We start from the raw sequence: 19,078 nt of genomic DNA, 5'->3' as shown, positions 1-19,078 counted from the left end.
GAAGCTTATCGCAGCGCACCATGCAGACGCCCGAGAACCTCGCCGAGATCCTGACCCTCGAACCGATCGAGGTGAACCTGTTCCGGGGCGTCAGCCCCAACGACGGCTTTCCGCGCATCTTCGGCGGGCTGGTCATCGCCCAGGCCCTGACGGCGGCCTACCAGACCGTCGGCGACCGGGTCTGCCACTCGCTGCACGCCTACTTCATCCGCCCCGGCGACGTGAACGCCCCGGTGCTCTACGAGGTCGAGCGGGCTCGCGACGGCGGCACCTTTACCACCCGCCGGGTGGCCGCCATCCAGCACGGCGAGCAGATCTTCAACCTGGCCGCCTCGTTCCAGACGCCGGAAGTGGGCCTGGAGCACCAGTTCGAGGCGCCCGACGTTCCCGCGCCCGAGACCCTGCCGACCGAGGCCGAGTACCTGCGCAGCCTGGGCGACCAGATCCATCCCAAGATGCTGGCCTTCATGGAGCGCCCGCGCCCCGTCGACCTGCGCTGGATCGATCCGCAGAACCCCGTGGCCCCGGTCAAGAAGTCGGGCGAGAAGCAGGTTTGGATGCGCGCCGTCGCCCCGCTGGGCGAGGACATCCGCATGCAGCAGGCCGCCCTGGCCTATGCGTCCGACATGGCCTTCATGGAAAGCGCCCTGCGCCCGCACGGCCTGATCTGGACGACGCCGGGCCTGCAGGCCGCCAGCCTCGACCACGCCATGTGGTTCCACCACCCCTTCGACTTCAACGACTGGACCCTGTTCTCGCAGGACAGCCCCAGCGCCTCGCAGGGCCGGGGCCTGGTGCGCGGCCAGATGTTCAGCCGCGACGGCAAGCTGGTGGCTTCGGTGGCGCAGGAATGCCTGATGCGGATCCGGAAGTAGGGCGCATCCCTACTCTCCCGCACTAAAGCCCGTCATCCCGGCCGAAGCGCAGCGAAGAGCCGGGACCCCGGGGCCGCCGCAATGCGCCGGCGAGCGTATGGGGCAGTGAACCAGAAAACAGCGCCCAGTCCCCTGGGTCCCGGGTCTACGGCCCGCTTCTCGGCCCTTCGCCCGGGATGACGACCAAGGTTCGTGGAGAAGGACGCGCGTCCCTCACCCCCGCCCTGTGACCGAGGCCAGCGCCTTGGCGATCTGGTGGACGTTGTAGGGCTTGCGCACGATCGGGGCGTCGAAGCCCATGGGCGCGGCCTTGTCGGCATATCCGGTGGCGAAGACGAACGGCCGGCCTTCCTTGCGCAGCACCTCGGCGACGGGCGCCACGGACTGGCCGTTGAGGTCGGCGTCGAGCACGGCCGCGTCGAAGCCCAGCTCCAGCATCGACAGGGCCTCGCCCAGTTCGGCCGCGCAGCCCACGACCTCGACGCCGCTGTCCTCCAGGCCCGCCTCCAGCTCCATGGCCAGCAGCAGCGAATCCTCGACGATCAGCACCTTGAGGCCGGCTATGGCCCCGGCGCGGAAATTGTCGTCGCCGCCGCCGATGGTCTCGACGATCCGCTCGGGCTCGGCCGGGACCGGTTCGGGTTCGGGAGCGTCGGCCAGGGCCGAGGCGGCGGCGTGGATCATCGCCGTGACGCCGCTGCGGCGGTAGTCGATCTTGGCCTCGCCGCCCAGCTCGCGCCCGACCACCTCCTCGACCAGGGTCGCGCCGAAACCGCGCGTGGTCGGCTCGCTGGTCAGCGGGCCGCCGGTCTCGAGCCACTCCAGGCTGAAGCCGCCGTCGGGCGAGCGCCGCCAGACGATCTCGACCCGCCCGGTCTCGGTCGACAGCGAGCCGTACTTCACGGCGTTGACCGCCAGTTCGTGCAGGGCCAGCGACAAGGCGGCCGCCGCGCGCGGGGTCAGGAACAGCTCCGGCCCGTCCCAGCGGGTCTGGTTGGGCGCCAGCCCGCCCAGCTCGGCGGCGGCGATGCGGCCCAGGGTGGCCCCGCGCCAGCGGGCGGCGCTGATCAGGTCGTGGGCCGAGCTCATCGACTTCAGCCGCGCGGCGAAGGTCTTGAGGAAGGAGTCCAGCGACGAGCTCTTGCGCGCCGACTGGGCCGCGACCGACTGCACCACCGCCAGCAGGTTCTTGATGCGGTGGTCGAGCTCGGCCACCAGGTTGTCGCGCCGCTCGTCGGCCTCGCGCTGGTCGGTGATGTCCTGCACCACGCCGATCAGCAGGTCGGGCTGGCCCTCGTCGTCCAGCACCATGACCCCGCAACCCCGGCTCCACTGCTCGTGGCCGTCGACGCCCTGGGCGCGGCGATACTCGACCTCGTAGCGGCCGGTCTCGCGCAGCTGGGCGCGCAGGTCCTCGCGGGTGATCTCGCGGTCTTCGGGATGGACGTAGGGCCAGACGGCCTTGCCTTCCTGCGCGGGCATCTCGCCGGCGGGAATGCCGCTGATCCGGGCCATACGCTCGCTGATCCGCAGGCGGTCGGTCTTGACGTGCCACTCGAACTCGCCGAGCCGCGCGGCCCCCAGGGCCAGGGCCAGGCGCTCGCCGTCCAGCAGGCGCTCGGCCGCCGCACGGGCCTGGTCGGCGCCGCGGATCAGCTCCTCGATGGCCAGGTCGGCCAGTTCGCCAAGCGTCTCCAGCAGACCGGGCTCGACCCCGGCGCGGGGCCGGTCGTCCTCGACGGCCAGCACGCCGACCACCAGGCCGCGCGGGTCGCGCAGCGGCGCGCAGGCGAAGAAGGCCGTCCCGGAAACGTCGGCATGCAGCGCCGAGCGGCTGCAGCGCAGCACGAGATCGGCCAGCGGCGCGTCGCGGGAGATGGAGTCGGCGGCATGCCCGATGCGGCCGGCCAGGCGGATGCGCTCGGGCTCGATCAGCATCAGGGCGGCGCGGGGCGCGTCGAACAGGCGCGCGGCCAGCCGCGTCAGGCGCGAAAGGCGCGGGTCGTCGGCGTCCTTCCACGCGCCGGCCAGAGCCGTCGCCGCCCGCACCCTGCGGGCCTCCTGGTCCGATGCTCGTTCTGCATCCGCGTCCGCCATGATTCGAACATAGACCGGCTTCTCGCGTGGCGCGAGCGGCGATCGGCTGCTCCAGCGCGATCTCCTGTGGTGAAGCTTTTCCGGTCGCGCTAAGGTGGGAACTGGCCGTGCGGGCTCCGCGTTGACGGGACGCAGCTTCAGCTGCACTTCCCGCAAAGCCTGCCGCGAACCGGAGACGAGACATGCCCGCGAACGCCTTGAACACCGCTCAGAAGGAAGCCGACAAGGCGACGGCCGCCGCTGGCGCGGCCGCCGAGCACGCCGAACGCTCCTTCGCCGAGGCCGCCAACGCCGCCAAGGCCAGCTTCGCCGACGCCGCCAAGCGCCTGGAAAAGAATCTGGTCGACAGCTTCGACACCCTGCGCGCCCAGAGCCGCACCTATACCGACACCGCCGGCCAGCAGCTGGAAGACGCCCAGAAGTACGTCTCCGAGCGCGTCCGCGAGCGTCCGATCACCGCCACCCTGGCCGGCCTCGGCGTCGGCGTCCTCCTGGGCCTCCTGCTCGCCGGCAGCCGCAGCCACAACAAGTGATCTTCGAAAAGACCCTGATGACGCTGGCAGCGGCCGCGGCGATCGCCGCGGCCGCTGCCGTGAGCGTGTTCGCCGCCGCCTTCGCGCTGTACGCGGTGCTGGCCCCGGTCCTCACCTCGGCCGGAGCGGCCGCGGTGGTGGCCGCCGTGGCCGCCTTCGTCGTCGCGGTGGCAGGGCTGATCGCCGCCAACCGGGCCGAGGCCAGCCGAGCGCGCCATACGCCGCCGCCGGAGGTCAACGGCTTCGCCGAGCGCATCGTCGACATCGTCAAGGATCGCCCGATCCTGTCGATCGGCGCGGCCCTGGCCGCCGGCGTCTTCGCGCTCAAGAACCCGACCTTTACCGCGGCCGTCGCCCAGGCCTTCATGGCCTCGAGACAACCGCCCAAGCGCTGAAGTTTTTTCGGCGCGAACGCCTAGCTTTCAACCGCCCCCGGCCCATCTTCCGGGGGCGTTTCGCCATGGAGTGACCATGTTCAAGCTGCCCGACCTGCCCTACGCCTACGAGGCGTTGCAGCCGACCATTTCGGCCAACACCCTCCACTTCCACCACGACAAGCACCACGCCGCGTACGTCAACGCGCTGAACGGCCTGCTGCCGGAAGACGATGCCCGCTCGCTGGAAGCGGTCATCGCCGACGCCGGCCCGGGCAAGGTGTTCAACAACGCCGCCCAGGCCTGGAACCACGCCTTCTTCTGGGAATGCATGGCTCCGGCCAGCGCCGGCCCGGGGCAAGCCCTGGCCAAGGCCATCGACGAAACCTTCGGCGGCCTGGCCGGCCTGAAGGAAAAGTTCGTCGCCGAAGGCGTCGGCCACTTCGGTTCGGGCTGGGCCTGGCTGGTCGCCGAAGGCGACAAGCTGTCGCTCATCTCGACCCACGACGCCGACGGCGCCATGACCAAGCCGGGCGTGACCCCGCTGCTGGTCTGCGACGTGTGGGAGCACGCCTACTACCTCGACCACCAGAACAACCGTAAGGGCTTCCTGGAAGCCTGGTTCGACGCCCTGCCCAACTGGGCCTTCGCCGACGCCCAGTACGCCGCGGCGCAGGGCCAGGGCGAAGCCTGGACCTACCCGGTCTAAGCAACCGACCGAGGGCCGACCTCGAGAAGGGCGGGATCGCAAGGTCCCGCCCTTCTTGCGTTCAGGGGTCCTGCGTCTTGCAGTTGGGTCGCCGGTTCACCGCCCAGGTGCGCCAGACGACGAATCCCGTGCGCTCGAAGGCCATGGCGGTGATGCGCATCTCGGCCTCGTCGGCCTCGATGATGTTGAAGCTGGGCGGCACGCCGCGCTCGCGCACCGACAACGTGCCCGAGCCCACCGCCTGGGTGCAGCCGCCCGCATAGGGATAGGCGTGCACGAACGGCGCGTGGATGTGGCCGGTCAGCACGAGATCGGCGCCGGCGTTGGCGAAGGCGAGAGCCGCGGCCTGCCCGCCCCGCACCCTGGCGGTCATCGGTCCGCCCATCATCTCGATCAGCGGATGGTGGCAGACCACCACCTTCAGCCTGCCGGACGGCTCGGCCGCCAGCCGCCTGGCCACCGCCCTGGTCTGCGACCGCGACACCGCGCCCTTCGACCAGTTCCAGCGGATCTGCGCTCCACGCGCCGAGTTGAGGGTGAACACCGCCGCCCGCTCGTCGCGGAAGGCAAGGCCGTCGGGCTCGCCGAAGCGCGCCTCGTAGCGCCGCCAGGGCATGAACAATCGCTCGAAGACCTCCACCGGCCCCTTGAACGGACTGTCGTGATTGCCCGGCGCCAGCAGCTGGGGACGCGGCAGGCGCGCGAACCAGGCGCGGGCGGCGTCGAACTCGACATCGGCGCCGTCCTTGGTCAGGTCGCCGGCGCCGATGACGAGGTCCGGGCGCGCGGCGTGGATGCACTCCACCGCCGCCTCGACCGCCTCCGGATGCTCGCCGCCGAAGTGGATGTCGGAGACCTGGACCATCTTGAAGACGGATCCGGTCACGGCGCCCCGTCCTTCAGGGCCAGGGCGCGGAAGGCCTTGGGGCGGAAGCGGATCGAGACGTGGTCGTCCAGCCGCACCGGCTCGCCGTCGAGGATGGCGGGGATTCTCCCTCCGGCCCAGGCCTTGCCCACCCGGCAGCGGCCGACGCTGACCGACGGGTCGTCGCGCCAGGCGCCGGTGACGGTCTTCACCCCCAGGCGGAAGATGTCGACGGCGTTGGTGGGGTCGAGAGCGGCGGCCTCCAGCGCCCGCTCGTCGGCGTCCAGCGCCGTCGAGACCAGCGGGCACATCAGGGTCAGGGCCTCGGTCTTCTCCTTGGGCCGGCCGTCCAGCACGTAGCGCAGGCGGCTGGAGAAGGCCCGGCGCAGGGCGCGCTGGGCGCGCATCAGGGCCAGGTCCGCGCGCCCCTGGCGGGCGGCCTCGCGCGCCTCGGCCCACAGGGCCGGGCTGCCCAGGATGGCGGCGACGAAGAACAGGCGTCCGGCAACCTCGCCGCCGGAGATCATCCGCTCCTCGCCATGGGTCAGGCAGGCCTTCAGCGCCTCGGGCCAGGCCCGCTCGCCGTAGAGGGCGCGCGGCAGCATGTTCATGGTGCCGCCGGGCAACGGGGCGATCAGCGGGCCGTCCGGCCCGGCCATCTCCGCGGCGGCCCGCGCGGTGCCGTCGCCGGCCAGCACGAACAGCGCGTCGGGCTTTCGCGACAAGGCCGCGGAGAGGCAGGGCTCGAGCTCGCCGCCGGCCGGGGCGTGCACGGTCGCCTCGACGCCGTGTTCGGCCAGGATCGCCTCGGCCCTCTCGGGGCCGTCGCGTCCCACCGATCCCGAGGCGGTGTTGGCGACCAGTTCGACGCGCATAAAAACTCCCGTCGGCGCGGCCGAAAGCGGCCCCCGTGCGGAGCAAACGGCGGCGCTTGGCCGGGGTTCCCGGCGCCCCGCCCCGGAACTTCCGCCGCTCATGCTCCGTTTGAGTGACCGGGACACGCTCGAACGGAGAGCCAAGATGAAGACCACAGTGATCGCCGTGGCGGCCGCCGGCTTGCTGGCCACCGCCTGTACGGCCACAGGCAACACCGAACGCAACGCCGCCGGCGGCGCGGCCCTCGGCGCCCTCGCCGGCGCCGTGATCGGCAACAATGTCGGCGCGGGCGACGCAGGGACCGGGGCGGCCATCGGCGCGGCCATCGGCGGCACCGCGGGCGCCATCAAGGGCTGCCGCGAGGACGGCGGCTGCGGCGCGACCAACGTGAATCGTCGCCAGTACTATGACGAGCGCGCTGGACGGTATTACTACTACGACTCGCGCAGCGGTCGTTATTTCTGGGAAGACGGCAGCCCCCGCTAAGGCGGCCCCGTCCAAGCAGGATCTCGAAGGCGGTCGGCGCGCGTCGGCCGCCTTTGGCATGTCCGGAGGGGCCCGTGTCCGCAAGGACGACACAGTGGGTGCAACAAGAGGGCGACGGATGAGCAAGGCGGGCGTTTGGATCGCTATGGCGGCGATCGGAGTTGCGGCGGCCGGTTGCGCGAGCAGCCCCTGGCCGAAGTCACGGGCGCAGATCGAGGCCGTTCCGGCCGCCTGCGAGGACTTCTCGGTGTCGATCTATTTCGAGCGCGATTCCGCGGCCGTGACCCGCGAGGCGCGGCAGGTGCTGCGCGGCGCGGCCGACCTGGCCAAGGGCTGCACGGCCAAGAACGTCCATGTCGTGGGCCTGGCCGACGCCGTCGGGGCGCCCGACGCCAACCTGGCGCTGTCGGAAAAGCGCGCCGCGGCCGTGACCGGGGCGCTGGCCCGGGTCGGCTTCCGGCAGGTGTCGTTCGAGGTGACCGCGGCCGGCGACGCCGGGGCGATCACCCGCGACGGCGAGGCGCGCCCCCTGCGCCGCCGGGCCGACGTGCGCATCGACCTGGAAGGACCGGCCAAGCCCCAGTCCTGAGCCGCACATACAGAAAAGGCGGGCCGGTGATCCGATCCGCCTTGAGGCTCTACAGAAAGGGGGTTGCGGAGACGGCAGGCTGACTATCGCCAGCCTCAAGTCGGGGGGGCGTCGCCGCCTCCGCAGACATAGAACGACCTCCCCCGGTCCGCGTTCCCGATCTTTCGAAAAATTTTTCGCCTGACCGGCGAACCGCGTCGCCGGACATGCGCGAGGCGCCCGGAACGGCGCCGTGCGCGAAACGTTGTTCTCGTGATCCCGCGACGTCGCGGGGCGAATGGGGAGCGACGTGATGATCCGCGCCTATCAAGCCGCGCATGGCGGACTGGTCTTCGAAACCCAGCGTCGCCGCAGGCAAGCCCGGAGTTCACGCCTGCTCGCCGTGGTGGCGGTGCTGGGCATGGCGCTGGCGGTCGGGACCGTCCAGCATTTCGCCGCCGCCCAGCTCGACGCCGGCCGCACGGCTCCGGCCGGGTGGAACGACGCGAAATAGGAGGCGCCCATGGCGACCGACATCAACACCGAACATTCGCCGACCCTGAAGGCCACTTCCGCCCGCCAGGGCCGCTGGGGCCGCCACATCTTCTGGGTGCTGGTGATCTCGATCGTGCTGGCCGCCATCGCCCTGTTCGGCAGCTGGGGCATGCGCTCGGGCGAGCTGGCCTCGGTCGAAGGCAACAGGGGCGCCAACACCCCCGCCGAAGCCCAGCAGGGCACGACCGAACTGACCTCGCCCAAGCAGGCCCCGCAGGAACAGACCGCGCCGGCCCACTAGCCGCGCGGAAATGGGGAAGGGCCCGTCAGAGGCCCGACGGAAACGCACCAAAGAGAAGGCCCCGGCGATCGCTCGCCGGGGCCTTCGTCGTTCGAGGTCCGATCCGGCCGTCAGGCGGCCTGGCGCGTCCGGCGCGGGTGGAAGAACAGCGCCTGGCCGATCGCCGCCTTCACCGTTTCCGGCTGGAAGGGCTTGGTGATCAGGAAGGTCGGTTCCGGGCGCTCGCCGGTCAGCAGACGCTCGGGGAAGGCGGTGATGAAGATCACCGGCACGTCGAGACGCGCCAGGATGTCCTTGACCGCATCGATGCCCGACGAGCCGTCGGCCAGCTGGATGTCGGCCAGAACCAGACCCGGGGTCTTGCGGGCGACGGCGTCGACCGCCTCGCCGCGGGTGGCGGCGATGTCGATCACGTCGTGGCCGAGTTCACGCACCAGCGCCTCGATGTCGGCGGCGATGACCGGCTCATCCTCGATGATCAGCACCTCGGTCGCCAGTTCCGCGTCGATCTCGGCCTGGGCGTCGGCGATCAGCCGCTCGACCTCGCCAAAGTCGCAATCGAGGATCTGGGCCGCTTCGGTCGGCGTGAAGCCTTCCAGGGCGGTCAGCAGGAACGCCTGGCGAGAGCGCGGGGCGATCCGCAGCAGACGCTGCGAGGCGTCGTCCGAGATATCGTCGCGGCGCGCTTCCAGCTGGGCGCCCGAAGACAGCCAGATGGCGTGGAAGACGCGATAGAGCGCCACGCGCGGCGAAAGCGCCGCGTCGAGCGAGCGCTCGCCGGCGGCCAGCGCCTCCAGCGCCACCCGCACATAGTGGTCGCCGGTCGTCTGGTCCCCGGTCAGGGCGCGGGCGTAGCGGCGAACGTAAGGCAGGTGCGGCGCCAGTCGGGCAAGAAGACTCATGACCCCTCCCGTAGAGTGTCTTCGAAACAAAAAAGGCCTTCTGTCACGGCAAAGCTATGCCGTTCAGTCGAGTGCATAACGTGCCCTGCGCGAGGGCGGTTCCGCACCGATCCGAATTTTGGCAGTCTATGCTCAAGCTTATGGAACCCGATGCGGAATGTGGCGTTGACCTCCAGCATTTACACATTCGGCCGCAGGGGGCGGACGCTGCGCACAACCGGCGTCGAGGACATGATCGAACACGTACCCATGGAAGATCAACGCAAGGGAGCCGCCTCGCTCGACGAGGCGCGGCTTCGGCAGCAGGCCATCGGCGTCAAGCTTCGGCAGATGTTCGACGAGGTGGTCAACGAGCCCGTCCCGGACGAATTCCTCGACATCCTGCGCAAGGCTGACAAGCCTTCGGGAGAGCGTTGAGCATGAGCGAAGCGCAAGTCGGCCGATCGCCCATCGATCCGGCCCGTGACGGGATCTTCAAGAAAGAACTCGTCACCCTCATCCCGCACCTGCGGGCCTTCGCGCGCACCCTCACCGGTGACCCGACGGCCGCGGACGACCTGGCCCAGGACGCCATGATGAAGGCCTGGGACGCGCGCGCCAGCTTCCAGCTGGGCACGAACATGAAGGCCTGGACCTTCATGATCCTGCGCAACCAGTTCTATTCGGAGAAGCGTCGCTCCTGGCGCCAGAGCCAGCTCGACCAGGAAGCCGCCGAACGGACCCTGGTGGCGGTGGACGATCCGGAAGCCCCCGTGGCCCTGGACGAGCTGCGCATGAGCCTGGCCATGCTGCCGCCCGAACAGCGCGAAGCGCTGATCCTGGTCGGGGCCGGCGGCTTCGCCTACGAGGAAGCGGCCGACATCTGCGGCTGCGCGGTCGGCACGGTGAAAAGCCGCGTCAGCCGGGCGCGCCGCGCCTTGCAGGCCATCCTCGAGTCGGGCGGCTATGACCGCGATGGCGGCGCCGCGGGCGACGCGATGCACGCCATCCTGGCCGATGCGGAGCGCCTGAGCACCCAGCGGTGAAGCGCGTGTACGGCCGCGCGGCGGAGGTCGTCGGCACCATCCGGATCCGGCTCGGTCTGACGCTGGTGGTCTTCCTGCTGCCGGTGCTCATCATCGGCGTGGTGCAGTCCTACCTGGCGTTCCGGTCCGACGGCGACTCCCGGCGGCAGAGCCTCGAGCTCGCCGCCGGCCACAGCGCCGCCACGGCCCGGGCCCGCATCGAGGCGGCCGGCGTGCTGCTCCAGACCCTGGGCCCCGGCTCGGTCGGCCTGGAGTGCGCCCGGCGGCTCGACGCGGTGAAATCGCGCCTGCCCGGCTACGCCAACCTGATCCGTTTCGACGCCTACGGCCGCGTGGCCTGCGCCGCCGGCACCACGCCGCGCGATCCCGAACGCGCCCAGCGCCCCTGGTTCCTCGATCTGGCGGCCGGCGCCCACCTGGCGGTCGCGCCGGCGCCGGGGGCTGTCTATGCGGGCGAACCCTCGGTGCTGACCGCCGTCCGGGCCGAGGACGCCGCCGGCGTGTTCGACGGGGCCATGGCCGCCGTCCTGACCCTGTCCAGCCTCAAGCCCCAGACCGCGAACCGCTTCCTGCCCGACGGCGCCGAAATCGGCCTGGCCGACGCGCGCGGCGCCATCTTCTCGGCCACCGCCCCCAACGCTTTCGGCCCCTCGAACACGCACCTGCGCGAAGAGAGCGAGGCCGGCCAGAAGACGATCCTGTGGTCAGGCAAGGACGCGCAGGGGCGCCACCGCCTGTTCTCGGCCGCTCCGCTCGTCGAGGACGACGTCTTCGTGGTGCTGTCGGCGCCCGCTCCCGGCCTGATCTCGTGGGCGACCCTCAGCCCGATCTCGCGCCTGCTGCTGCCGCTGCTGGCCTTCGCCCTGGCGCTCGCGGGGGTGTTCTGGACCACCGAGCGCGAGGTGATCCGCTGGATCGTCTATCTGCGCCGGGTGGCGGCGATCTACGCCAAGGGCCGCTTCACCGTCCGCCCCGTCCAGGCCTCCGAACGCGCCCCGCCGGAAATCCGCGAACTGGCCAAGACCCTCGACGACATGGCCGCCGGCATCGTCCAGCGCGACGCCTCGCTGCGCGACAGCCTGGCCGAGAAGGACTCGCTGATGCGCGAGATCCATCACCGGGTGAAGAACAACCTGCAGATCATCACCTCGCTGCTGAACATGCAGCAGCGCGCCCTGACCGATCCGGCGGCGCGCACGGCGATGAACGACACCCGCCAGCGCATCACGGCCCTGGCCCAGATCTATCGCGCCCTCTACCAGGGCCCCGACCTCAAGCGCGTCGACCTGAGACCGTTCCTCGAGGAACTGACCGCCCTGCTGCTGGCCGGCGACATCAACGGCCAGGGCTCGGTGCGCACCGAGGTCCACGCCGATCCGCTGGTCATCGATCCGGACCGCCTGGCGCCGCTGGCCCTGTTCGCCGTCGAGGCTATCACCAACGCCCAGAAGCACGCCCTCTCCGAGCGCGGCGGCGTGCTGACCGTCGACTTCTTCGTGCGCGGCGAAGAAGCCGAGCTGGCCATCGGCGACGACGGCCCCGGCGCCCCGGCCGGCCCCGGCGAGGGGGTGGGCCGCACCCTGATGACCGCCTTCGCCCGCCAGCTGCGCGGCCAGGTGAAGTTCGACGCCAGCCCGATGGGCGGCCTCCTTGTGCGGTTGGTGTTTCCGACCCCCCAGGCCCTGCCGCCGCCCCAGCATCAGGCCGGAACCTAGGCCTCTCGGCCACGTTTGCTCTGGGCAATCCACGACGCCCGTCAGGGCGAACCCCGGAGAACTCTCATGCGCAAGTTCGTCATCCTGGCCGCTCTCGCCGCCAGCCTCAGCGTCGCCGCCTGCAACACCGTCGAAGGCGCCGGCAAGGACGTCTCGTCGGCCGGCAAGGCCGTCACCGACACCGCCCGCGACGCCAAGAACTAGGACGGGCCTCCCAGCCCCGACCGCAGGGCCCGCTCCGACCAGGGGCGGGCCTTTTGCCGTCTAGGATCGACCTGTTGCGAGGATGGCGCCGAACCGGCGCCGCCGCGTCTCGGACGCGCATCAAGCGTTGCAGGCCTGACAAGAACGTCCCGCTTTTCCTGTCGCCGGCGAGATAAGCCAGACAATCGGGCCGCCGATCCTGGCGGCCATGACGATCCCGGTCGCCCATCCCGATCCCGCCCTCCCCCCGGTCTTCGTGCACAGCGGCTGGCGCTGCTCGAGCACCTATGTCTGGAGCCGCTTTCGAGCCCTGCCCGGCGTACGCGCCTATTACGAGCCCTGGCACGAGCAGCTGGCGACCCTGACGCCTGAACGCATCGCCCGCGAGACCCCGCGCGCCAGCGGACTGCGCCACCCGGGGGACGACGTTCCCTATCTCGCCGAATTCGCCGACCTGCTGGCGCCGGGCGGCGGCGTCGCCGGCTACCAGCCGCGCTTCGCCCTCGACGACTACTTCCTGCCGGCCGGCGCCCAGGACGCCGCCCAGACCGCCTATGTCGCCGGCTTGGTCAGTCACGCCCAGGCCGGCGGCCAGACGCCGGTGCTGGCCTGCTGCCGGACGCTGGGCCGCATCGACTGGCTGCGCCGGCGGTTCGGCGGCTTTCACGTGGTGCTGATCCGCGATCCACTCCAGCAGTGGCTGTCGTTCCACTCGCTGCGCAAACGGCCGCGTCCGACCTATTTCGAGCTCTGCCAGTACGTCCTGCTGTCGGAAGCCGCCGAGGCGCAGCCTCTGGCCCGGCAGCTGGGCCTGCCGACGCCCAAGGCCGGCGCGCTGGCCCAGCGCATCGCCGCCGTCCGTCGGCGGCTGAAGCGGGCCCCGTCGCGGACCTCGTTCACCGCTTTTCTCGCGATCTACCTGCTGTCCTACCTCAAGGCCTTGCCGCAGGCCGACCTGGTCATCGACGTCGACCGCCTGGGCCAGGACCCCGACTACGCGACAAGGATCGGCGAAGCCCTGCGGGCCGGTTGCGGCCTGGCGCCCGACTTCTCCGACTGCCGCACGCCGGCCGCCCACGACGCGGTTCCGGCCGCGCCCTACCGACGGATCTCGCGACAGGTGATCGACGCCCTCGACGCGCGGGCGGCGCTGGCCGCGCCGGGTCCGGCCGCCCTGCTGTTCGCCAAGCTGTCCAAGGCGATGGCAGACGCGCCCGAGCCGCCGGCCTCGATGCGACGGAGGCTGGCCGGCTGGATCTCGGAAACGCTGGAAACCCTGGTACCGCGCCGTCGGCGTCGGGCGAGGATCTAGGCGGCCGCGGCGCGGAACGCCGGATCACGGGCGAACAGGCCCGGGCGTCCCGGCAGGGGATGCAGGGCGTCGGTGACGCCCGCCAGGCTCTCGCCCTCGCCCAGCACCAGCAGGCCGTCCTCGGTCAGGCGCGAGGCCATGCTCTCGATGATCCGCGCGCGCACCGACGGGTCGAGGCCCGGCAGCACGTTGCGCAGCACGATGAGGTCGAAGAGCCCCATGGCCGACAGGTCCGACACCAGGTTGATCCGCCGCCAACGCACGGCCTGGCGGATGCGCGGCGAGATCGCCCAGGTCTCGTCCTGGTTCTCGAAGTGCTTGATCAGCAGCCGGATCGGCAGGCCGCGCTGGACCTCGAATTGGGTGTAGAGCCCGCTCTGGGCCTTCTCCAGGCAGCGTTCGGACAGGTCGGAGGCGAAGAACTCGAACCTCACGCCCGGCTCCAGGCCCCGCGCCTCGTCGGCGGCGATGGCCAGCGAATAGATCTCCTGGCCGGTCGAGCAGGCCGCGCTCCACACCCGCACCGAGCCGTCCTTGCGGCGGCGCGACAGTTCCGGCATCGCCACGTCGCGCAGGAAGGCGAAGGTGTCGCGGTCGCGGAAAAAGGCGGTCTCGTTGACCGTCAGGGCCTCGACCACCGCCCAGATCAATCGCTCCTCGCGCTTGGCGCGCAGGGCCGCCATCAGGGCCTCGATCGACGGATAGCCTTCGCGACGGGCCAGCGGCGCCAGACGGCTCTCGACGACGTAGTGCTTGTCGGTCTCGACCTTCAGGCCGGCGCGGGCGCGGCCCAGCGCCGCCAGCAGGTCCATGTCCTCGGGGATCATAGCAGGCCCGCCTCGGCGAACTTGGCGGCGATGATCTCGCCGTCGAAGGGCTTCATGATGTACTCGTCGGCGCCGTGCTCGAGCGCCAGCCGAATGTTGTCGACCCTGTTCTCGACCGTGCAGAACACCACGACCGGCGTGTCGCCGCCCGGTTCCTGGCGCAGACGCTGCAGGAATTCCAGGCCGTTCATCACCGGCATGTTCCAGTCGAGCAGGACGGCGTCGGGCATGGCCGCGCGACACCAGGCCAGCGCCTCCATGCCGTCGGCGGCCTCGGCGATCTCGAAGCCGATGTCCTCCAACGCACGGCGGGCCACCTTGCGGATCACCCGGCTGTCGTCGACGACGAGGCAGGTCTTCACGGCGCGCTCCAAATCGGCGAGCGCGTCAGGCGAAAGTGTGTGCGGTTTCGCCGACTGACGCGCTTCAAATCCTAGACGAACAGGATTGGCCGATCCGGGTTAAGGAGCGGTGACGGCGCGCAAAAACGTACGGTTCAGTCGAGCGCCGGCGTCCAGGCGGCGATGCTGACGCGTTCCTCGGCGACCTCGACGCCGATCTGGCCGCCGGCGGCGCGGACCACCGAGAACAGATAGGCCGCCTGCACCCACGGACCGCCCAGGCCCTCGCCCAGCGGCTCGCCCTTGAGGCCGGCCAGGACTTCGGGACGCAGGCGCGCGCGCGGGCCGACCGCGTCGGCGGTGATCGCCGTGCGGCCGTCGGCGACGACGGCGCGCAGGGTGGCCGCGCCGCCGGCCGGCAGGGCGCTGGCGGCGATCTGGGCGATGTTGAGCAGGGCGCGCGAGGCGGCCTTGTTCAGCGGCTGCGGCGCGATGTCCCAGGTCAGGTTCGGGCGCACGTGGGCGAAGACGCCCTGCTGGGCCAGCCGCTCCAGCTCGCGGGAGTCGAAGGACTCGGCGGAGGCCGAGGCGCCGAAGGCCACGCGGGTGAATTGCAGGAGGTCGGCCAGCTTGCGGGCCGAGCTGCTGATCAGGCTCATGGCGTCGTCACGCATGTCCTGGGCGCTGGGATCCTCCAGCAGGTCAAGGCCCGAGACGATGGCGCTGGCCGGGCTGATGAAGTCGTGACACAGGCGCGCGGCCACCAGGGCGGCGAAATCCGGACCGTTGACGTCCAGCGAAGCGGCGGGCGCGGGCGAGGCGGGGGCGGCGGTGTCGGTCATGGGCGCGATCTTTGGCGTGATTTGGGGCTTTGGCAAACGTCGCCGCGAAATCGGGTTCAACCAGGCCGCGCACAGATCGGCGCCGGACGGCGCCGAAAACCGCTCACACTTTGGCGCGCCAGGCACTATCAGGGAGCCGTGATGGATCCGTTTCTCGAACCTGGCGTGCTGGTGCGCCATCCGGGCCAGCCCGACTGGGGCCTTGGCCAGGTGCAGTCCGTGACCGGCCATCGCGTCACCGTGAATTTCGAAGAGGCCGGCAAGCAGACGATCGACGCCCGCGTCGTGAGACTGGTCTTCGTCGGCGACGACCCCCGAGGACAAGCATGAGCTCCGCCCCCCTTCCGGCCGACATCGGTCGCGATCTGGCCAGGATCGTCGAGGCCGCCGCCGAGGTGATCCTGCCGTTCTGGCGGACCGAGCTCGACGTCGTGCGCAAGGCCGACGAGAGCCCGGTGACCGAGGCCGACAGGGCCGGCGAAAAGGTGATCCTGGCCCTGCTGGCCGAGCGCTACCCCGACATCCCCGCCATCTCCGAAGAGCACGCCTGCGAGTACGGCACGCCCGACCAGATCGGCCCGCGCTTCTTCCTGGTCGACCCGGTCGACGGCACCAAGGCCTTCGTGCGCGGCGATCCCAACTTCACCGTCAACATCGGCCTGATCGACAACGGCGCGCCGGTCGCCGGCGCCGTCTGCGCCCCCGCCACCGGCGAGGTCTGGTTCACGGCCGACGGCGGGGTGGTCAAGCGCGAGGGGCCCAGCGGCGCCGAGACGCCGGTGCGGGCGCGCGCCTGGCCCGAAGGACAGGCCCTGGCCCTGGTCAGCCACACCATGAAGGAAGACAAGGCCACCGCCCTGGCCGACCAGTACGGCTTTTCCCTGCGCGCGCCGATGGACTCGTCGATCAAGCTGGCCCGCATCGCCGAGGGCGCGGCCGACATCTATCCGCGCCACGGGCCGACCATGGAGTGGGACACCGCCGCCGGTCACGCCCTGATCGTCGCCGCCGGCGGCCGCTTCACTACCCCGGAAGGCGAGCCCTTCATCTACGGCAAGGCCGACCAGGGCTTCCGGAACGGCTGGTTCGTCGCCCGCGGCGCCTGATACAGGCGCGATACGTTGCATAATGGTCACGGTTGTCGCGTGCAGCGGCGACCGTGCTCCTCCTGCGACTGATTATTATTGCACCCCGGCAATTGCGAAAATAAGAACGCCTCGCAATTTCAGGACAGGGGCCGCGGATCCTCCCCCGCGACCCGAGCTGGGGTCTCTCGACAAGATGCATAAGCCTTCCTCGCCCGCCGCCGGCGTTCGCAGCCAAGCTCGCCGCGCCCTGGGCGCCGCCGCCGTCGCCGGCGTAGCCGGTCTCGCCCTGGCGCCCGCCGCCTTCGCCGCCGACGCCGACGCGCCGGTCGCCACGGCCCCTGGCGCGGCCGACGTGCAGGAAGTCTCCGGCGTCGCCGTCGACGCCCGCAAGGCCACCGACATGCAGTCGGGCAAGTACACCGCCCCGCTGGTCGACACGCCGCGCTCGATCACGGTGATCTCCAGCCAGATCATCGAACAGACCGCCGCCACCTCGCTGCAGGACATCCTGCGCACCTCGCCGGGCATCACCTTCGGCGCCGGCGAAGGCGGCCAGCCCCTGGCCGACCGTCCGTTCATCCGCGGCCAGTCCTCGGGCAACAACATCTTCGTCGACGGCATCCGCGACACCGGCGGCCAGACCCGCGAAGTCTTCAACCTGGAACAGGTCGAGGTCATCAAGGGTCCGGACTCGGTCTACAGCGGCCGTGGCTCGGGCGGCGGCAGCATCAACCTGTCGAGCAAGTCGCCCAAGACCAGCACCTTCCTGCGTGGTTCGGCCGCCATCGGCACCGACAACTATTACCGCGGCACCGCCGACGGTAACTACGCCTTCGGCGAGAACGCCGCCTTCCGCCTGAACCTGATGGTCACCGAGGGCGACACGCCCGGGCGCGACAGCGTCGACTTCAAGCGCTGGGGCATCGCGCCGTCGCTGGCCTTCGGCATCGACACGGCGACCCAGCTGACCTTCAGCTACTATCACCTGGATACCGACCAGGATCCCGACTACGGCATCCCGCTGGCCAGCAAGCGCACCTGGGGCGTGGCCGGCACCGACAGCCGCACCCGTCCGACCAGCGGCATTCTCGACGTCTCGCGCGACGCCTACTACGGCCTCGACCGCGACTGGATGAAGACCAAGGCCGACATCGCCACGGTCGCCGTCCGTCACGAGATCAACGACAACTTCTCGGTCCGCCAGGCCTTCCGCTATGGCAAGACGCTGAACGACTACTTCGTCACCAACCCCGGCGACGGCGGCGCGGCCCAGTTCGTGGCCGGCGAGTGGTGGATGAAGCGCGGCACCAAGTCGCGCTGGAACGAGACCACGACCATCTCCTTCGTCAGCGACGTCAGCGGCAAGTTCAACCTGGGCTCCGTGGAGAACAGCTTCAACGCCGGCTTCGAGCTCGGCCGCGAGCAGAACGACAACGCCAGCTACACCTTCTACACCGCCAGCGGTTCGAGCTGCCCGGTCGGCTTTACCGGCGCCGGCACCGGCGACTGCACGCGTCTCTACGCGCCGAACCCCAGCGACGCCTGGAGCGGCACGATCAACCGCGGCCCGGCTTCGCAGTCGAAGACCAAGACCGCGGCGATCTACGCCTTCGACACGCTCAAGCTGACCGAGAAGCTGCTGCTGAACGTCGGCGTCCGCTACGACGACTATTCGACCCAGGGCTATAACGCCGCCTCGACCAACACCAACGGCGTGATCACCTCGGTCACCTACACCAACGCGCCCAAGACCAGCTGGGACTTCGTCAACTACCAGATCGGCCTGAACTACAAGCCGACCGCCTCGAGCAGCATCTACGGCTCCTACGCCACCTCCTCGACCCCGCCGACCATCGCGGCGGGCGACCAGAACGGTTCGGGCGGCATGGGCTCGGGCAGCCTGTCGACCACCGTCCTCGATCCGGAAGACACCACCAGCTACGAGCTGGGCGCGAAGTGGAACCTGTTCGGCGACCAGCTGGCCCTGTCGGGCGCGCTGTTCCGCACCGAGCGCAAGAACGCCCAGATCCTGGTCGGCCCGGCGGCCACCGACTTCGCCCAGGTCGGCGAGACCCGCGTTCAGGGCGTCGAGCTCGGCGTATCCGGCAAGATCACGCCCAAGTGGCAGGTGTTCGGCGGCTACACCTACATGGACAGCGAGCTGGTTCGCGGCGCGGTCACCATCACCACCGTCAACGGCACGCCTACCGTGACGCCGCACCTCAACACCGGCGACCCGCTGGCCAACACGCCGAAGAACACCTTCAGCCTGTTCACGACCTATCGCGTGCTGCGTCCGCTGACGATCGGCGGCGGCGCCTACTACGTGTCGAAGACCTTCGGCGGCAACCAGGGCGGGGCCGGCGGCGGCGCCAACGGCATCTACATCCCGTCCTACACCCGCTACGACGCCTTCGCCTCGTACCAGATCAACGACAAGGTCGACCTGCAGCTGAACGTCCAGAACCTGACGGACGAGCGCTACATCCTGCGCACCAACGGCGTGCACCACGCCGACCCGGCGCCGGCCCGCCAGACCATGCTGACGCTGAACGTCCGCTACTGATCCCTTCGCTCCGGCGAACGATCACATGAAGACCCCGCCCGGAGCGATCCGGGCGGGGTTTTTCTTTGCGGGCGGCG

General features: G+C 70.5%; 23 protein-coding genes and 1 pseudogene. 17 read left to right on the top strand and 7 right to left on the bottom strand.

All coding sequences use genetic code 11. From position 1 onward, the window contains the following. Positions 1-20 precede the first annotated feature (20 nt). Both DDF62_RS11090 and DDF62_RS26650 read left to right on the top strand, forming a co-directional pair. Positions 21-875 carry an acyl-CoA thioesterase gene (locus DDF62_RS11090; RefSeq protein ID WP_101711155.1) on the top strand — a complete coding sequence of 285 codons (855 nt, stop codon included), beginning with the start codon at positions 21-23 and terminating at the stop codon, positions 873-875. Between the two features lie 18 nt (positions 876-893). Further along, positions 894-1,055 (top strand): annotated as a pseudogene (locus DDF62_RS26650) (hypothetical protein); the annotation flags it as partial. 33 nt (positions 1,056-1,088) lie between these two features. On the opposite strand, the gene DDF62_RS11085 reads toward DDF62_RS26650, so the two are convergent. Beyond that, the gene (locus tag DDF62_RS11085; RefSeq protein ID WP_341871570.1) at positions 1,089-2,924 is read right to left on the bottom strand and encodes an HWE histidine kinase domain-containing protein; all 1,836 of its coding nucleotides are present in this window, start codon (positions 2,922-2,924) and stop codon (positions 1,089-1,091) included. Positions 2,925-3,154: 230 nt separating this feature from the next. On the opposite strand from DDF62_RS11085, the gene DDF62_RS11080 reads away from it, so the two are divergent. The 3 genes from DDF62_RS11080 (at position 3,155) to DDF62_RS11070 (ending at position 4,588) form a co-directional block, all read left to right on the top strand. After that, complete coding sequence (locus DDF62_RS11080; protein ID WP_116489168.1) at positions 3,155-3,505, top strand: hypothetical protein; 351 nt, start codon at positions 3,155-3,157, stop codon at positions 3,503-3,505. A 17-nt stretch (positions 3,506-3,522) separates the two neighbouring features. Then, the gene (locus tag DDF62_RS11075; RefSeq protein WP_244286792.1) at positions 3,523-3,900 is read left to right on the top strand and encodes a hypothetical protein; all 378 of its coding nucleotides are present in this window, start codon (positions 3,523-3,525) and stop codon (positions 3,898-3,900) included. 76 nt (positions 3,901-3,976) lie between these two features. After that, positions 3,977-4,588, top strand: a complete 612-nt coding sequence (locus tag DDF62_RS11070) for a superoxide dismutase (RefSeq protein ID WP_116489166.1) — start codon at positions 3,977-3,979, stop codon at positions 4,586-4,588. Between the two features lie 61 nt (positions 4,589-4,649). Here DDF62_RS11070 and DDF62_RS11065 read toward each other — a convergent pair whose 3' ends face one another. After that, positions 4,650-5,474, bottom strand: a complete 825-nt coding sequence (locus tag DDF62_RS11065) for a metallophosphoesterase family protein (protein WP_341871569.1) — start codon at positions 5,472-5,474, stop codon at positions 4,650-4,652. Beyond that, complete coding sequence (locus tag DDF62_RS11060) at positions 5,471-6,328, bottom strand: diacylglycerol/lipid kinase family protein (protein WP_116489165.1); 858 nt, start codon at positions 6,326-6,328, stop codon at positions 5,471-5,473. Before DDF62_RS11060 ends, DDF62_RS11065 begins: the two co-directional genes overlap by 4 nt. 145 nt (positions 6,329-6,473) lie before the next feature. Here DDF62_RS11060 and DDF62_RS11055 point away from each other — a divergent pair, with 145 nt between their 5' ends. From DDF62_RS11055 to DDF62_RS11040, 4 genes are all read left to right on the top strand, one after another. Continuing rightward, positions 6,474-6,815: a YMGG-like glycine zipper-containing protein gene (locus DDF62_RS11055; protein ID WP_058348995.1), complete on the top strand. Its 342-nt coding sequence runs from the start codon at positions 6,474-6,476 to the stop codon at positions 6,813-6,815. 118 nt (positions 6,816-6,933) lie between these two features. Then, positions 6,934-7,404: an OmpA family protein gene (locus DDF62_RS11050; RefSeq protein WP_116489164.1), complete on the top strand. Its 471-nt coding sequence runs from the start codon at positions 6,934-6,936 to the stop codon at positions 7,402-7,404. 292 nt (positions 7,405-7,696) lie between these two features. Beyond that, the gene (locus DDF62_RS11045) at positions 7,697-7,897 is read left to right on the top strand and encodes a hypothetical protein (RefSeq protein ID WP_116489163.1); all 201 of its coding nucleotides are present in this window, start codon (positions 7,697-7,699) and stop codon (positions 7,895-7,897) included. A 9-nt stretch (positions 7,898-7,906) separates the two neighbouring features. Beyond that, the gene (locus tag DDF62_RS11040; protein WP_116489162.1) at positions 7,907-8,179 is read left to right on the top strand and encodes a hypothetical protein; all 273 of its coding nucleotides are present in this window, start codon (positions 7,907-7,909) and stop codon (positions 8,177-8,179) included. A 110-nt stretch (positions 8,180-8,289) separates the two neighbouring features. On the opposite strand, the gene phyR is transcribed toward DDF62_RS11040, so the two are convergent. Beyond that, on the bottom strand, positions 8,290-9,081 hold the full coding sequence (gene phyR, locus DDF62_RS11035; RefSeq protein WP_116489161.1) for an anti-anti sigma factor/receiver protein PhyR: 792 nt from the start codon (positions 9,079-9,081) through the stop codon (positions 8,290-8,292). Between the two features lie 231 nt (positions 9,082-9,312). On the opposite strand from phyR, the gene nepR reads away from it, so the two are divergent. The 5 genes from nepR to DDF62_RS11010 all read left to right on the top strand — a co-directional run bounded on the left by nepR (position 9,313) and on the right by DDF62_RS11010 (position 13,337). Further along, positions 9,313-9,498, top strand: coding sequence for an anti-sigma T factor NepR (nepR, locus tag DDF62_RS11030; RefSeq protein WP_101720661.1), 186 nt, complete (start codon positions 9,313-9,315; stop codon positions 9,496-9,498). Positions 9,499-9,500: 2 nt separating this feature from the next. Then, positions 9,501-10,106: a sigma-70 family RNA polymerase sigma factor gene (locus DDF62_RS11025; RefSeq protein ID WP_101720508.1), complete on the top strand. Its 606-nt coding sequence runs from the start codon at positions 9,501-9,503 to the stop codon at positions 10,104-10,106. Continuing rightward, positions 10,103-11,821 carry a sensor histidine kinase PhyK gene (gene phyK / locus DDF62_RS11020; protein ID WP_116489160.1) on the top strand — a complete coding sequence of 573 codons (1,719 nt, stop codon included), beginning with the start codon at positions 10,103-10,105 and terminating at the stop codon, positions 11,819-11,821. Before DDF62_RS11025 ends, phyK begins: the two co-directional genes overlap by 4 nt. A gap of 66 nt (positions 11,822-11,887) precedes the next feature. After that, entirely contained in the window at positions 11,888-12,025 is a 138-nt protein-coding gene (locus tag DDF62_RS11015; protein ID WP_116489159.1) for an entericidin A/B family lipoprotein, read from the top strand. Between the two features lie 208 nt (positions 12,026-12,233). After that, positions 12,234-13,337, top strand: a complete 1,104-nt coding sequence (locus tag DDF62_RS11010; RefSeq protein ID WP_116489158.1) for a hypothetical protein — start codon at positions 12,234-12,236, stop codon at positions 13,335-13,337. Here DDF62_RS11010 and DDF62_RS11005 read toward each other — a convergent pair. The 3 genes from DDF62_RS11005 to chpT all read right to left on the bottom strand — a co-directional run bounded on the left by DDF62_RS11005 (position 13,334) and on the right by chpT (position 15,347). Beyond that, positions 13,334-14,164: a CheR family methyltransferase gene (locus DDF62_RS11005; RefSeq protein ID WP_116489157.1), complete on the bottom strand. Its 831-nt coding sequence runs from the start codon at positions 14,162-14,164 to the stop codon at positions 13,334-13,336. The two genes, DDF62_RS11010 and DDF62_RS11005, sit on opposite strands and share 4 nt — an antisense overlap. Next, positions 14,161-14,538, bottom strand: coding sequence for a response regulator (locus DDF62_RS11000; RefSeq protein ID WP_165832233.1), 378 nt, complete (start codon positions 14,536-14,538; stop codon positions 14,161-14,163). The genes DDF62_RS11005 and DDF62_RS11000 overlap by 4 nt, the downstream gene beginning before the upstream one ends. A 122-nt stretch (positions 14,539-14,660) precedes the next feature. Further along, the gene (gene chpT, locus DDF62_RS10995; RefSeq protein WP_244286791.1) at positions 14,661-15,347 is read right to left on the bottom strand and encodes a histidine phosphotransferase ChpT; all 687 of its coding nucleotides are present in this window, start codon (positions 15,345-15,347) and stop codon (positions 14,661-14,663) included. Between the two features lie 138 nt (positions 15,348-15,485). Here chpT and DDF62_RS10990 point away from each other — a divergent pair, with 138 nt between their 5' ends. The 3 genes from DDF62_RS10990 to DDF62_RS10980 all read left to right on the top strand — a co-directional run bounded on the left by DDF62_RS10990 (position 15,486) and on the right by DDF62_RS10980 (position 19,001). Next, the gene (locus tag DDF62_RS10990) at positions 15,486-15,677 is read left to right on the top strand and encodes a DUF3553 domain-containing protein (RefSeq protein WP_101711171.1); all 192 of its coding nucleotides are present in this window, start codon (positions 15,486-15,488) and stop codon (positions 15,675-15,677) included. Next, entirely contained in the window at positions 15,674-16,453 is a 780-nt protein-coding gene (gene cysQ, locus DDF62_RS10985) for a 3'(2'),5'-bisphosphate nucleotidase CysQ (RefSeq protein ID WP_116489155.1), read from the top strand. The genes DDF62_RS10990 and cysQ overlap by 4 nt, the downstream gene beginning before the upstream one ends. A gap of 175 nt (positions 16,454-16,628) precedes the next feature. Then, a complete protein-coding gene (locus DDF62_RS10980) occupies positions 16,629-19,001 on the top strand; it encodes a TonB-dependent receptor (protein WP_116489154.1) in 2,373 nt (790 codons plus the stop codon). Positions 19,002-19,078 lie beyond the last annotated feature (77 nt).

This window comes from Caulobacter radicis (genome assembly GCF_003094615.1).
Taxonomy (GTDB): domain Bacteria; phylum Pseudomonadota; class Alphaproteobacteria; order Caulobacterales; family Caulobacteraceae; genus Caulobacter; species Caulobacter radicis.
This window is presented reverse-complemented; position numbering and strand designations above follow the sequence as displayed.

Coding starts and splice junctions, on each gene's coding strand:
- DDF62_RS11005 (WP_116489157.1), bottom strand. CDS start 14,164: ATGATCCCCGAGGACATGGACCTGCTGGCGGCGCTGGGCCGCGCCCGC.
- DDF62_RS11025 (WP_101720508.1), top strand. CDS start 9,501: ATGAGCGAAGCGCAAGTCGGCCGATCGCCCATCGATCCGGCCCGTGAC.
- DDF62_RS11060 (WP_116489165.1), bottom strand. CDS start 6,328: ATGCGCGTCGAACTGGTCGCCAACACCGCCTCGGGATCGGTGGGACGC.
- DDF62_RS11015 (WP_116489159.1), top strand. CDS start 11,888: ATGCGCAAGTTCGTCATCCTGGCCGCTCTCGCCGCCAGCCTCAGCGTC.
- DDF62_RS11080 (WP_116489168.1), top strand. CDS start 3,155: ATGCCCGCGAACGCCTTGAACACCGCTCAGAAGGAAGCCGACAAGGCG.
- DDF62_RS11040 (WP_116489162.1), top strand. CDS start 7,907: ATGGCGACCGACATCAACACCGAACATTCGCCGACCCTGAAGGCCACT.
- DDF62_RS11010 (WP_116489158.1), top strand. CDS start 12,234: ATGACGATCCCGGTCGCCCATCCCGATCCCGCCCTCCCCCCGGTCTTC.
- cysQ (WP_116489155.1), top strand. CDS start 15,674: ATGAGCTCCGCCCCCCTTCCGGCCGACATCGGTCGCGATCTGGCCAGG.
- DDF62_RS11070 (WP_116489166.1), top strand. CDS start 3,977: ATGTTCAAGCTGCCCGACCTGCCCTACGCCTACGAGGCGTTGCAGCCG.
- nepR (WP_101720661.1), top strand. CDS start 9,313: ATGATCGAACACGTACCCATGGAAGATCAACGCAAGGGAGCCGCCTCG.
- chpT (WP_244286791.1), bottom strand. CDS start 15,347: ATGACCGACACCGCCGCCCCCGCCTCGCCCGCGCCCGCCGCTTCGCTG.
- DDF62_RS11075 (WP_244286792.1), top strand. CDS start 3,523: ATGACGCTGGCAGCGGCCGCGGCGATCGCCGCGGCCGCTGCCGTGAGC.
- DDF62_RS11045 (WP_116489163.1), top strand. CDS start 7,697: ATGATCCGCGCCTATCAAGCCGCGCATGGCGGACTGGTCTTCGAAACC.
- DDF62_RS11050 (WP_116489164.1), top strand. CDS start 6,934: ATGAGCAAGGCGGGCGTTTGGATCGCTATGGCGGCGATCGGAGTTGCG.
- DDF62_RS10980 (WP_116489154.1), top strand. CDS start 16,629: ATGCATAAGCCTTCCTCGCCCGCCGCCGGCGTTCGCAGCCAAGCTCGC.
- DDF62_RS11055 (WP_058348995.1), top strand. CDS start 6,474: ATGAAGACCACAGTGATCGCCGTGGCGGCCGCCGGCTTGCTGGCCACC.
- phyR (WP_116489161.1), bottom strand. CDS start 9,081: ATGAGTCTTCTTGCCCGACTGGCGCCGCACCTGCCTTACGTTCGCCGC.
- DDF62_RS11090 (WP_101711155.1), top strand. CDS start 21: ATGCAGACGCCCGAGAACCTCGCCGAGATCCTGACCCTCGAACCGATC.